The following is an 11,581-nucleotide window of genomic DNA, read 5'->3' on the forward strand; positions in this document are numbered from 1 at the left end:
CGCTGGCCGCCATTCTCGCCTTCGTTCGGCGCGCCGCCAAGCCCAGTGGCGGGGGCCGCTCGCCCGCGCCGGGCCCCCACCGGCGCTTTCGCTTGCTCGCGCGCGCGGCCGGTTCGTACGATGGCCGCGAGCCGCACGGCTCGCGAACGCGGAGGAGCGCGCCCATGTCCGAGCCCCGACTCATCTCGGCCGATTCGCACGTCGCGGTGCGTCTCGACGAGGTTCGCGCGCGCGTGCCGCGCGCCCTCCAGCCGGCCTTCGACGACGCGATCGCCGAGCAGGCGCGCATCGACGACGAGCAGCGCGGCGGCCGCTCGCTCTCGCTCGACGACTTCGACATGGAGGCGATGGGCGACCCCGGCTACTTCGATCCGGTCGCGCGCCTCGCGGCCATGGATCGCGACGGCGTCGAGGCGGAGGTGCTCTACTCGGAGGTGAGCGCGTTCCGCGCGTACGGCCTCGTGAAGGGCGACTGGCGTCCGATCGCCCGCGCCTTCACCGACCATCTCTCGGACTTCGCCGCGCACGACCCGCAGCGGCTCGCCGTCTCGTACCAGGTTCCGATCCTCGACGTCGCGTACGCGGTCGCCGAGGTCGAGCGGCTCGCCGGGCTCGGCGCGCGCTCCGTGCACCTCCCGAACTTCCCGAGCGAGTTCGGCCTGCCCGACTATCACGAGAAGGTGTACGACCCGCTCTGGGGCGCGCTGCAGGAGACGGGCCTCTCGATCAGCCACCACCTCGGCAACCGCGTCTTCCTGTGGGACGTGTTCCGCCGCGACCCGACGCGCCAGGCGGCGATCTTCACGTCGCTTCCCGGCCTCGCGCTCGCGGAGGTGATCGCGTGGTGGATCCTGACGGGCACGCTCGAGCGCTTCCCCGGCCTGAAGATCGTGTTCGTCGAGCCGCAGCTGCACTGGATCCCGGGCTTCCTCGCCGGGCTCGACCGCAAGGCCGCGGGCGCCTACGACCTGCCCGGGCTGAAGCTGCGCCCGAGCGAGTACTTCCGGCGCAACATGGCCTGCACGTTCATGGACGACGAGATCGGCCTGCGCATGCGCCACGAGATCGGCGTCGAGAACATCCTGTGGTCGACCGACTTCCCGCACCCGGCGACGACGTGGCCGCGCTCGCGCGAGGTCGTCGCGCGCCAGTTCGCGGACGTCCCGGTCTCCGAGCGCGACCTCATCTGCGCGGGCAACTCGGCGCGGATCTACGGGCTGTAGCCGCCGCGCGCGGCGGGCGAGGGGAGGGGCGGCATGAGCACACGCGCGCGTTCGGGCGCCGTGCACCGCGGCTGGTACGGCCTCGGCGCGGGCTTCGTGTCGTCGGTGATCCTCGTCGGCGCGACGATCTACAGCTTCGGGCTCTACGTCGTGCCCGTCGGCGAGGAGTTCGGGCTCGCGCGCGCGCAGATGAACGTCGGCCACATGCTGTTCACCGCCGCGATCGCGCTGTGGTCGCCGTTCGTCGGCGCGCTGCTCGACCGCGTGCCCGCCGCGGCGGCGATGTGCGCGGGCGGCGCGCTGCTCGCAATCGGCTTCGGCGGGATGGCGAGCGCGTCGTCGCTCGCCTGGGTCTGCGTCGCGATCGCCGGGCCGCTCGCGCTCGCGATGGCGCTCGCCGGGCCGCTCGCGGCGAGCACGGTGGTCGCGAAGTGGTTCCGCCGCCGGCGCGGCCGCGCGCTCGGCATCGTCGCCGTGTCCACGGCGACGGGCGGCCTCGTGATGACGCCGATCACGGCCTGGCTCATCGGGCGCCACGGCTGGCGCGGCGCGCTCGCGATCACGGGCGTGTGCGGCGCGGTCGTCATCGTCGGCCTCGCGGCCGCGTTCGTGCGCTCGCGCCCGACCGAGGAGCAGCTGCGCGAGGGCGGCGAGATCGACGACGACGCGCCCGCGGCGGCCGCCGCACTCGACGCGCGCGCGTGGCCGCTCCGCGACCTCCTCGCGTCGCGCAACTTCTGGCTGCTCGCGCTCGGGGCGGGGCTCCTGATCTCGAGCGACGGCGCGATCCTGATCTCGAAGGTCCCCTACCTGCTCGACATCGGGATCGACGCGCAGTCGGCCGCGTTCCTCGTCTCCGTCCAGAGCCTGTCCGCGCTCACCGGCAAGCTCGCGGTCGGCTTCGCGGCGGAGCGCTACGACGTGCGGCGGCTCTTCGGCGCGATGGCCGTCGCGCACCTCGTCATGCTCGCCGTGCTGCTGGCGAAGCCGTCGTACTGGACGCTCTTCACGGTCTTCGCGCTGGTCGGCGTCGCGATCGGGGGCGTGCACCCCGTCTTCACGATGCTCGTCGCGCTCGCCTTCGGCGCGGGCTCGTACGGCGCCGTACACGGGCGCATCAACGTCGTCACGATGCCGCTCATGCTCGGCGCGAGCTACTTCATCGGACGCGTGCACGACGACACCGGGAGCTACGACGCCGCCTTCTGGACGTTCGGCGTCCTGGTCCTCGTGGCCGCCCTGCTCGTCGGGGGGATGCGCCTCGACGGCGACCGCGACGAAGGCGACGTCGCGCGGCGCGCGCTCGCGCCGGCGCGCCCCGCCTAACGACGCGGCGCGTCGTCCTCCGGCCGCAGCGCGCGCGTCGCGAGCTCGGCGCCGCCGGTGACGGGGAGCGTCGCGCCCGTGACGTAGGCCGCGCGCTCGCAGGCGAGGAAGGCGATCGCCTCGGCGACGTCGTCCGGCCGGCCCATCCGTCCGAGCAGGAAGCGCAGGCCGGCGGCCGCGATCTGCGCGTCCGAGAGGCCGCCCAGGATCTGCGTCGCGATCGGTCCGGGCGCGACGGCGTTCACGCGGATGCCGTGCGGCGCGAGCTCGACGGCGAGGTCGCGCGTGAGCGCCACGGCGCCGCCCTTCGACGCGGCGTAGGGCACGTGCGGAACGGTGAAGCGCAGCGCGGCCATCGACGCGACGTTGACGATCGCCGTCGCGCCCGCCGGGCCGGCCGCGCCCGACGCGCGCAGCGCCGGGAGCGCGCGCTTCGTCGCGACGAACATCGAGCGCAGGTTCACGGCGAGCGTGCGGTCCCACTCCTCGAGCGTCGACTCCGCGAAGCCCTTCAGGATGGTGATGCCGGCGTTGTTCACGAGCACGTCGAGCCCGCCGAGCGCCTCGAGCGCCGCGTCGACGGCGCGCTCCGCGTCGGCCGCGTCCGCGAGGTCGGCCTCGATCGCCGCTGCGCCGGGCCCGCCCTCGCGCGCGATCTCGCGCACCACCTCGCGCGCGCGCGCGACGTCGAGGTCGAGGCACGCGACGCGCGCTCCCGCGCGCGCGAGCCGCAGGCACGTCGCGCGGCCGATCCCCGCGCCGCCGCCCGTGACGAGCACGCGCCGGCCTTCGTAGTCGCGGGGCGGCGGGAGCATCGGGGGCCTCCGGCGGCGAGCGCGCCGCGCGCGCAGGATGCCAGAAGCGTCCGCGGGGCGCGTCGCCGAACGATTGCGCCCGCGCCGGTACCGGGCGTCGCGCGCGGCACCCCCGCCCGTCCTTCTTCCGGTAGGATCGGCCGCTCGCCCGCCGTGCGGAGCGGCGCTGCGGGAGCGACGGACGGGAAGGAGCGGAGCGCGGATGCACGGGAAGGCGGTCGTCGTCGGCGTCGGCGAATCGACGTACTACAAGCACGGCGGCTCGCCGGACAGCGAGTTCCAGCTCGCGTGCACGGCGATCCGCAACGCGGCGAAGGACGCGGGTATCGCGCTGTCGCAGCTCGACGGACTCGTGTCCTACATGGACCACCGCAACAGCCCGCTGCGCGTGGCCGAGGCGCTCGGCTTCGAGGAGCTCCGCTGGTCGGCGACGCCGTGGGCGGGCGGAGGCAACAACTCGACCGCCGCCCTCCAGTTCGCGGACGCCGCCGTGTGCGGGGGCTACGCGAACTACGTGGTCGCGTTCCGCGCGCTCGCGCAGGGCCAGTTCTACCGCCTCGGGTCGGGCAGCAACCTGATCGCGGGCGGAGCGCCCGGAGGGCTCGGGTGGGGTCTGCCGTACGGGCTCATGACGCCGGCGCAGGAGTGCGCGCTCCAGACGAAGCGCTGGATGCACGACCACGGCGTCTCGCAGGAGGCGCTCGCGAGCATCTCGCTGGCTTGTTATGCGAACGCGCAGCGCAACCCGCGTGCCGTTCGCCACGGCCGGCCGCTCACGCGCGAGGCCTATCACGCATCGCGCTGGATCGTGGACCCCTTCCACCTCTACGACTGCTGCATGGAGAACGACGGCGCGGCGGCGCTCGTCGTGACGACGCCCGAGCGCGCGAAGGACCTCCCGGGCAAGGCCGTGCCCATCCTGTCGACGGCGCAGGCGCTCGGCCCGGAGATCGGCATCCGCGCCTTCCAGCCGCGCTGGTTCCCGAGCATGTACTACCGCGGCGTCGCGAAGGCGCTGTGGGAGCGCGCCGGCGTGAAGGCGGCCGACGTCGACGTCGTGCAGATGTACGAGAACTTCACGGGGCCCGTGCTGATGGCGCTCTGCGAGATGGGCTTCTGCGAGCCCGCCGACGTCGAGGCCTTCGTCGGCGACGGCGCGCTCGAGGGGCCGGACGCGCGCCTTCCGTTCAACACGAGCGGCGGCAACATCGCCGAGGCCTACATCCACGGGCTCGAGATGGTGGTCGAGGCGGTGCGCCAGTCGCGCGGCGAGTCGACGTGCCAGGCGAAGGACGTCGAGCTGTCGCTCGCGGTCGGCGGGCCGGGCTACGCGCCGGGGAGCGCCGTGCTCTTCGGCGCGGCGCTCTGAGGAAGGGGAGCCACGATGAGCCGCCATCTCGGCGACGGCTGGGTGCTGCCGTCGCTCACGCCCGAGAACACGCCCTTCTTCACGGCGGGGACGATCCAGATCCAGGTCTGCGACGACTGCGGGAGCGCGCAGCACCCGCCCGACGACCTCTGTTATGCGTGCCAGGGCACGCGCCTCTCGTTCCGCGCGATGCCCGGAACCGGCCGCATCGAGAGCGCGGTCGCCGTCCATCACGCGGTGCATCCGGCGCTGAAGGACCGCGTGCCCTACGTGATCGCGATCGTTTCCGTCGACGGTGCGCCCGGATGCAGCGTGCAGGGGAACATCGTCGGCTGCGCGCCCGAGGACGCGGCGATCGGGCGGCGCGTGCGCGCGGTCTTCGAGCACGCGGTCGACCCGGCGAGCGGGACGAAGCTCGCGATCCCGCAGTGGGAGCTCGCGCCGGACGCCTAGCATCCGAGTGCGCGACGCGCCGGGCGGCCCGGTGCCGCGCGGCGCGCGGGCGGCGCCGAACACGGGAGAGCGCCGATGCACCGGCTGCCCGAGCACCTCCCCATCCTCGACGCGCGCATCGCGCGCGAAGGGCTCGCGACGCGCTACGACGAACGCGAGCTCACGCGCGAGGTCGACCTCTGCGACGCGCGCGGGCACCTCTCGCCCGACGCCGTCGGCTTCTCGCGGCGCCCGCTCGTGCGCGCGAACCTGCGCGGCCACCCGCTGCGCAAGAAGCGCTGGAACTTCTGGAACTTCGTCTCTCGCGAGTTCGTGTTCTCGGTGACGCTCGCCGACCTCGACTACGCGACGCTCGCGGGCGCGTTCTTCGTCGACTTCGCCCGCGGCGAGGAGGTCGAGGGCAGCTGGGTCGGGCCGCCGCGGCGCTTCGCGCTCCCGGAGCACGTGGCCGACTCCGTGCACGTGCGCTTCGGCGACGTCGCCTACGACTACGAGGGCGGCCGCGACGGCGGCGCGGAGGGGCTCGCATTCCGCGGGCCGACGAAGCAGGGGCCCGCGCTGCGCGCCGACCTGCGCGTGCTGCGCCCGCCCGGCCACGAGAGCCTCAACGTCGTCGTGCCGTGGTCGCGCGAGCGCTTCCAGCTCAACTCGAAGCACGCGGCGCTGCCGTGCGAGGGCGAGGTCCTGGTCGGCGAGCGGCGCTACGTCGCGTCGCCCTCCGCCTGCCACGCCGTCCAGGACTGGGGGCGCGGCGTGTGGCCGCGCCGCGCGTTCTGGAACTGGGCGGTGTGCACGGGCGAGCAGGACGGGCGGCGCATCGGCGTGAACGTGGGCGGAAAGTGGACGACGGGCACGGGCGCGAACGAGAACGGCATCGTGCTCGACGGCCGCCTCCACAAGCTCATGGAGGACGTGCGCTGGGAGTACGATCCGGGCGACGACGACGCACCGTGGCGCGTCGCGACGATGCACTCCGACGACGTCGACCTCGTGATGCGCCCCGTCTTCGCGCACCGCAGCCGGACGAACCTCGGCATCGTGGCGAGCGGCGGCGTCTGCAGCTTCGGGACGTGGACGGGCCGCGTGCGCGCGGGCGGCGAGGAGATCGCGATCGACGGGCTCCCGGGCTGGGCCGAGGAGTTCGCGCACCGCTGGTGAGCGCGCGCAGGGCGCCGGAGCGGAGAGGGGGGTGAGATGGCGGAGGGAATGCGGATCGTGGCGCTCTCGGGAAGCGCGCGACGCGCGTCGTTCAACACCGCGCTGCTGCGCGCGACGGCCGCGCTCCTCGCGCCGCCGCACGCGCTCGAGGTGCGCACGATCGCGGGCATCCCGCTCTACGACGGCGACCTCGAGCAGGAGCGCGGCATCCCGGACTCCGTCGCGGCGCTGAAGGACGCGATCGCGGGCGCGGACGGGCTCGTGATCGCGACGCCCGAGTACAACCACTCGCTGCCGGGCCCGCTCAAGAACGCGATCGACTGGTGCTCGCGCCCGACGGGTGACATCGAGCGCGTGTTCGGCGGCCGGCCCGTCGCGCTCTGCGGCGCGACGATGGGCACGGGCGCGACGGCGCTCGCGCAGGCCGCGTGGCTCCCCGTCCTGCGCCGCCTCGGCGTCCGCCCGTGGACGGGAGGTCAGCTCGCCGTGTCGACGGCGCACGAGGCCTTCGACGAGGCGGGCGCGTTCCGGGACGCGGCGACGCGCGCGCGCGCCGAGCGCTTCGCGAACGGCTTCGCGGCGTTCTGCGCCGCATGCGCGCGGGCGGAAGCGGCGCCGGAGGCTCGTTAGTCGGGGGCGCCCGTCCGCGCGGGCCGCCGCGCTCGTCGCCGCTTGCTCGCCGCCGCGCGCTCGGCGCCGTCGCGCTCGCCGCCGCGCGTCTCAGGCGAGGTCGAGCAGCAGCACCTCGGCGTCGTCCACCGCCGCGATGCGCACGGCGGGCTCGTCCGAGAGCGCGACTCCGTCGCCGGCCGCCACCGCCGCGCCGTTCACCTCGAGCGCGCCGCGCACGACCTGCAGCCACGCGTGGCGTCCGGGCGCGAGCGCGTGCGCGATGTCGTCGCCCGGAGCCAGCAGCGTCGCGAGGACGGCGACGTCCTGGTGCACGCGCAGCGAGCCGTCCGCGCCGTCGCGCGACGCGACGAGCCGCAGCGCGCCGCGCCGCTCGGCCTCCGGGAACGCGCGCTGCTCGTAGCCGGGCTCGAGGCCGCGCGCGTCGGGCACGATCCAGATCTGCAGGAAGTGCAGCAGCCCGGTCGTCGACGCGTTGTACTCGCTGTGCGTGATGCCGGTGCCGGCGTGCATGAGCTGCAGCTCGCCCGGCCGGACGACCGAGCCGTGACCCATGTCGTCGCGGTGCGCGAGCGCGCCCTCGACCACGTAGCTCAGGATCTCCATGTCGCGGTGCCCGTGCGGATCGAAGCCGCGCCCCGGCTGGACGCGATCCTCGTTGAGCACGCGCAGCGCTCGGAAGCCCTGGAAGCGCGGGTCGCGATAGCCCGCGAACGAGAAGGTGTGGAAGCTCTCGAGCCAGCCGTGCTGCGCGTGCCCGCGCTCGCCGGCCCTGCGGACCTGGATCATCGCCGCCGTCCCCTCTCCGGAGGCCCGGCCCCGAGGCTCGGGCGCGTTCAGCCGACCGTCACGAGCACCCGCCCGGTCGTCCGGCGGTCGCGCATGCGCGTCATCGCGGCGGGCAGCTCCTCGAAGCCCACGACCTCGCCGACGACGGGCTTCACCTTCTTCGCGCGCACGAGGTCGACGACGTTCGCGGTGATCTCGCGCCCGAGCGACGACGGACAGAAGTTCCAGCCCATCGCGCGCTTCATCATCTTCGCGACGTTCTCGTCCGCGTACGAGAGCAGGACGCCGCAGAGCTTGAAGTTCCCGGCCGAGATCCGCCGCGGCACGATCAGCTTCTCGTCGACGAAGCGCTTGTCGGACGCGAAGCCCATCATGCAGTAGCGCCCGTCGTAGGCGAGCGCGCTCATCGACTTGTCCATCACGGCCTCGCCGACGTTGTCGAAGACGACGTCGACGCCGCGGCCGTCGGTCGCGTCGAGCACGACGGGGAGGAAGTCCTCGGCCGTGTAGTCGATCGCGACGTCCGCCCCGAGCTCGCGGCAGAGCGCGCACTTCTCGGCGCTGCCGGCGGTGGCGAACACCTTCGCCCCGCGCCACTTCGCGATCTGGATCGCCGCCGAGCCGGAGCCGCCCGCTCCCGCGTGGACGAGCACGCTCTCGCCCGGTGCGAGCGCGGCGCGGTCGACGAGGCCGAGCCACGCGAGGTGGAACGGGAAGTAGAGCGCGCCCGCGTCGGGGAGCGGCACGTCCTCGGGCATGTCGAAGGCCGACACCGCGGGGCAGATCGAGTACTCGGCGAAGCCGCCGGTGGCCTGCTTCGGCATCGCGACGACGCGCCGCCCGACGGAGCCTTCGCAGCCCGGCCCCGCGGCGGCGACGACGCCCATCACTTCCATGCCCGGCGTCGCGGGCAGCTCGGGGCGCACCATCATGTTCTTGCCGTTGATGCGCTCGAGGTCGTTCAGGTTGAGCGGGATCACCTGCGCGCGCACGAGCAGCTCGCCCGCCTGCGGCGTCGGCAGCGGCACGGTGTCGAGCTGCAGCGCCTGCGTCGGCTCGTCGCCCCACGCGTGCACGCGCCACGCTCGCATCGTCTCGGGAAGTCGGCTCGCATCGCTCATCGGAGTCTCCCTGCTCGCGCGCCGGCGTCGGGCGTCGGCGCGCGTCGGCGCATTCTGACCGAAACGAGGGGGGCGCGGTACGACCGGGATCGGGGGAGGGCGCGCGCGGGCCGCACGTGCGCGTCTCGATTCCGCGAAGAATCGCGCCAGCCCCCCACACGGGGGGCGCATCGCGCGCGCGTGCGTGGTTCCCTGCGCGCGTCCGCCGGGGATCGGAGACGCGCATGCACGTCGCGCGGGCGTTCGCGCCCCTCGTCGCCGCCGCCCTCCTCGCGGTCGTCGGCCTTCCCCGCTGCGCGAGCGCGCAGGCGCTCGCCCACGCGCTCGTCGCGTCGCCGCGCCTCGTCGTGCTCGCGGGCGATTCGATCACCGAGGGCGTCCTCGAGGACGCGACGCTCGCGATCCCCGCCTCCGCGAAGCCCGCCGAGCGCGTGTGCTGGCAGCGCCTGTGCTTCGCCGAGCAGGTGCGCGACGGGCTCGAGCGCGCGGCGTCCGAGGGGCGGATCGCGCCGACCGAGCTCGTGAACCGCGGCATCGGCGGCGCGACGTCGCGCGACTGGGACCCGCGCGACTACGCGGTCGACGACGTGCACTACCTGTTCAACGGCACGATCTACGGCCCGCAGCCGCTCTTCCGCAACATCCCGGCGGCCGACGTCGTCGTGCACTACGTCGGCACGAACGACGCCGTCGCGTTCTTCGAAGCGGGCCCGCCGCTCGAGGCCGAGGAGTACGCCGAGCACCTCGTGCGATTCGCCGCGACGCTGCGCGCGCGCGGCGTCGAGCACGTGCTGATCGCGGTGCCGCCCGTGCCGCCGGCGTGGTCGGCGCTCGCACAGGGCGAGCGCATGCGCGACTACGGCGAAGCCGTCCGCCGCGCCTGCCGCGCGCTCGTCGCGCCCGCGCGCCTCGACCGCTGCCTCCTCGACCTGGCGCGCGACTTCCCGAGCGACGGCTTCGCCCCCGGCGCCATCCACCCGACGGCCGCCGGGCACGCCTTCATCGCGCGCCGCTACGTCGAGGCGCTCGTGGGCGTGCTGCGGGAGGAGGGCGCGCCGGAGGGGGCGGCCAGGCCGCGCTCCTCTGCGAGCGGGCGCGAGCGCCGTGCGCGCGGCGGCGGCTCGCCGGGCCCCGGGCGTCGCGGCGCCGCCGCTCGTTAGTCGCACGCGCGGCCTCGGCCGGAGCTAGGATGCCGGGCCGGGGAGGGCGGGGCGCGGCATGCGATGGCGCGAGCGGATGGCGGCCGAGGTGCCCGCGAAGGTCGCCGTCTGGCTCGGACTCGCGGTCGGAATCTGCGTGCCGTACTTCGCGCTCCAGCGCGTCGACGCGTTCGCGCGGCAGAGCGTGCCGGTGACGCCGATCGACCGCTGGGTCGCGTTCGAGCCCGCGTGGATCGGCGCCTACGTCTCGCTCGCGCTGCTCGTTCCGCTCGCGCCGCTGCTCGCCGCCCGGCGCGACGAGCTCGCGCGCTACGCGCGCGGCCTCGCGCTCCTGTGCGCCGTCTGCTTCGCGATCTTCCTCGTGTTCCCGGTGCTCGGGCCGCGACCCGACGCCGCGCCGACCGGCGGCCTCTACGCGTGGATCGTCTCCGTCGACCGGCCGGCGAACTCGATGCCGTCGCTGCACGCGGGGCTCACCGTCTACTCGCTGCTGTTCGCGGGCCGCGTGCTGCGCGGGGGAGCGCATCGGACGCCGTCCCTGGCCGTTCGCGCGGCGGGCCTCGGCTGGGGCGCGCTCATCCTCTTCTCGACGCTGGCGACGAAGCAGCACTGGCTCGTCGACCTGCCGGCCGGCGCGCTCGTGGCCTGGGCCGCGCACGCTTCGGCGTGGCGCGGCGCCGACGAGCGCGGCGCTACGCGGCTCGCGTGACGCCGCGGGCGCGCGCGAGCAGCACGGCGAGCCACGCGCAGCCGGCCGCGGTCGCGGCGATCGAGAGGTACTGGGCGGGCGTCCAGCCGAGGTAGCGGACGTCGCCCGTCCGCAGCGCGTCGAGCGCGAAGCGCACGGGGCCGTAGAGCGCGAAGAACGCGCCGATCCAGAACCCGTCGGGCCAGCGCCGGCGGTCGAGCCCGACGAAGGCGGCGGCCACGAGCGCGACCCAGAAGAACTCGAGCAGGCCGAGGTCGAAGCGCGGGCCGTCGGGGAAGCGCACGGCGAGCCAGTGCGTCGACGAGACACCGAGGTGGTCGTGCTGCAGGCCGCAGCCGAGGCGCCCGATCGCGAGCGTGAAGGGCAGCGCGAAGATCAGGCAGTCGACGAAGCGCAGCATGTCGCGCGGCGCCATGCCGCGCAGGATCATCACGATCCACAGCCCGAGCAGGCCGCCCACCATCCCGCCGAACGAAGACAGGCTCCCCCAGAAGCGCAGCAGCTCGAGCGGATCGTCGCGCAGGCGCTCGGGGAAGTAGAAGAGCACGTCGAACACGTGCGCGCCGGCGATTCCGAGGCCGATCGCCCAGCCGAGCAGCGTCGAGGTCGTGAGCCGGTCGATGCCGAAGCGCGGCGCGCGCCGCAGGACGATCTGGAACTCGACGACGATCGCGATGCCGACGAGCACCCAGAAGGCCTGCAGCTCGACCGCGCCGACGCGGAGCGTGGGATGTTCGATGTAGGGAAGCACCGCGCTCGCTCGCTCCGCCTGTCGTCCGGCCGCGCACGATAGCCCCGATCGCGCGCCGGGCCCTCGCAACCGGGGGC

The 11,581-nt window shown here is 74.5% G+C and carries 12 protein-coding genes; 8 read left to right on the plus strand and 4 right to left on the minus strand.

Annotated features, from left to right (window positions below; all coding sequences use genetic code 11):
- Positions 1-164: 164 nt before the first annotated feature.
- Together R3E88_13530 and R3E88_13535 are read left to right on the plus strand one after the other, a co-directional pair.
- Positions 165-1,223 (plus strand): amidohydrolase family protein, encoded by a 1,059-nt coding sequence (locus R3E88_13530; GenBank protein MEZ4217498.1) that lies wholly within the window; start codon positions 165-167, stop codon positions 1,221-1,223.
- 33 nt (positions 1,224-1,256) lie between these two features.
- Positions 1,257-2,549 carry an MFS transporter gene (locus R3E88_13535; GenBank protein MEZ4217499.1) on the plus strand — a complete coding sequence of 431 codons (1,293 nt, stop codon included), beginning with the start codon at positions 1,257-1,259 and terminating at the stop codon, positions 2,547-2,549.
- On the opposite strand, the gene R3E88_13540 is transcribed toward R3E88_13535, so the two are convergent.
- On the minus strand, positions 2,546-3,364 hold the full coding sequence (locus tag R3E88_13540) for an SDR family NAD(P)-dependent oxidoreductase (GenBank protein MEZ4217500.1): 819 nt from the start codon (positions 3,362-3,364) through the stop codon (positions 2,546-2,548). The two genes, R3E88_13535 and R3E88_13540, sit on opposite strands and share 4 nt — an antisense overlap.
- Positions 3,365-3,566: 202 nt before the next feature.
- On the opposite strand from R3E88_13540, the gene R3E88_13545 reads away from it, so the two are divergent.
- The 4 genes from R3E88_13545 to R3E88_13560 all read left to right on the plus strand — a co-directional run bounded on the left by R3E88_13545 (position 3,567) and on the right by R3E88_13560 (position 6,974).
- Positions 3,567-4,733: an acetyl-CoA acetyltransferase gene (locus R3E88_13545; protein MEZ4217501.1), complete on the plus strand. Its 1,167-nt coding sequence runs from the start codon at positions 3,567-3,569 to the stop codon at positions 4,731-4,733.
- A 15-nt stretch (positions 4,734-4,748) separates the two neighbouring features.
- On the plus strand, positions 4,749-5,186 hold the full coding sequence (locus tag R3E88_13550) for an OB-fold domain-containing protein (protein ID MEZ4217502.1): 438 nt from the start codon (positions 4,749-4,751) through the stop codon (positions 5,184-5,186).
- 75 nt (positions 5,187-5,261) lie between these two features.
- Positions 5,262-6,344 (plus strand): DUF2804 domain-containing protein, encoded by a 1,083-nt coding sequence (locus R3E88_13555; protein ID MEZ4217503.1) that lies wholly within the window; start codon positions 5,262-5,264, stop codon positions 6,342-6,344.
- A gap of 36 nt (positions 6,345-6,380) precedes the next feature.
- Positions 6,381-6,974 (plus strand): NADPH-dependent FMN reductase, encoded by a 594-nt coding sequence (locus tag R3E88_13560; protein MEZ4217504.1) that lies wholly within the window; start codon positions 6,381-6,383, stop codon positions 6,972-6,974.
- A 90-nt stretch (positions 6,975-7,064) separates the two neighbouring features.
- Here R3E88_13560 and R3E88_13565 read toward each other — a convergent pair whose 3' ends face one another.
- Together R3E88_13565 and R3E88_13570 are read right to left on the minus strand one after the other, a co-directional pair.
- Positions 7,065-7,763, minus strand: a complete 699-nt coding sequence (locus R3E88_13565; protein ID MEZ4217505.1) for a pirin family protein — start codon at positions 7,761-7,763, stop codon at positions 7,065-7,067.
- 47 nt (positions 7,764-7,810) lie between these two features.
- A complete protein-coding gene (locus R3E88_13570; GenBank protein ID MEZ4217506.1) occupies positions 7,811-8,884 on the minus strand; it encodes a zinc-binding dehydrogenase in 1,074 nt (357 codons plus the stop codon).
- A 224-nt stretch (positions 8,885-9,108) separates the two neighbouring features.
- Between R3E88_13570 and R3E88_13575 the strand changes: the two genes are divergently transcribed.
- Both R3E88_13575 and R3E88_13580 read left to right on the plus strand, forming a co-directional pair.
- Positions 9,109-10,044, plus strand: a complete 936-nt coding sequence (locus R3E88_13575) for an SGNH/GDSL hydrolase family protein (GenBank protein ID MEZ4217507.1) — start codon at positions 9,109-9,111, stop codon at positions 10,042-10,044.
- Between the two features lie 58 nt (positions 10,045-10,102).
- Positions 10,103-10,753, plus strand: coding sequence for a phosphatase PAP2 family protein (locus R3E88_13580; protein MEZ4217508.1), 651 nt, complete (start codon positions 10,103-10,105; stop codon positions 10,751-10,753).
- Here R3E88_13580 and R3E88_13585 read toward each other — a convergent pair.
- Positions 10,737-11,504, minus strand: a complete 768-nt coding sequence (locus R3E88_13585; GenBank protein ID MEZ4217509.1) for a prolipoprotein diacylglyceryl transferase — start codon at positions 11,502-11,504, stop codon at positions 10,737-10,739. The two genes, R3E88_13580 and R3E88_13585, sit on opposite strands and share 17 nt — an antisense overlap.
- Between the last annotated feature and the right edge of the window lie 77 nt (positions 11,505-11,581).

It is taken from the genome of Myxococcota bacterium (assembly GCA_041389495.1).
Lineage (GTDB): Bacteria > Myxococcota_A > UBA9160 > UBA9160 > UBA4427 > JAWKRT01.

What these genes read in the sequence shown, in the direction of transcription:
- R3E88_13560 (MEZ4217504.1), top strand. Translation starts at nt 6,381, where the DNA reads ATGGCGGAGGGAATGCGGATCGTGGCGCTCTCGGGAAGCGCGCGACGC.
- R3E88_13575 (MEZ4217507.1), top strand. Translation starts at nt 9,109, where the DNA reads ATGCACGTCGCGCGGGCGTTCGCGCCCCTCGTCGCCGCCGCCCTCCTC.
- R3E88_13565 (MEZ4217505.1), bottom strand. Translation starts at nt 7,763, where the DNA reads ATGATCCAGGTCCGCAGGGCCGGCGAGCGCGGGCACGCGCAGCACGGC.
- R3E88_13540 (MEZ4217500.1), bottom strand. Translation starts at nt 3,364, where the DNA reads ATGCTCCCGCCGCCCCGCGACTACGAAGGCCGGCGCGTGCTCGTCACG.
- R3E88_13580 (MEZ4217508.1), top strand. Translation starts at nt 10,103, where the DNA reads ATGCGATGGCGCGAGCGGATGGCGGCCGAGGTGCCCGCGAAGGTCGCC.
- R3E88_13535 (MEZ4217499.1), top strand. Translation starts at nt 1,257, where the DNA reads ATGAGCACACGCGCGCGTTCGGGCGCCGTGCACCGCGGCTGGTACGGC.
- R3E88_13550 (MEZ4217502.1), top strand. Translation starts at nt 4,749, where the DNA reads ATGAGCCGCCATCTCGGCGACGGCTGGGTGCTGCCGTCGCTCACGCCC.
- R3E88_13570 (MEZ4217506.1), bottom strand. Translation starts at nt 8,884, where the DNA reads ATGAGCGATGCGAGCCGACTTCCCGAGACGATGCGAGCGTGGCGCGTG.
- R3E88_13555 (MEZ4217503.1), top strand. Translation starts at nt 5,262, where the DNA reads ATGCACCGGCTGCCCGAGCACCTCCCCATCCTCGACGCGCGCATCGCG.
- R3E88_13530 (MEZ4217498.1), top strand. Translation starts at nt 165, where the DNA reads ATGTCCGAGCCCCGACTCATCTCGGCCGATTCGCACGTCGCGGTGCGT.
- R3E88_13545 (MEZ4217501.1), top strand. Translation starts at nt 3,567, where the DNA reads ATGCACGGGAAGGCGGTCGTCGTCGGCGTCGGCGAATCGACGTACTAC.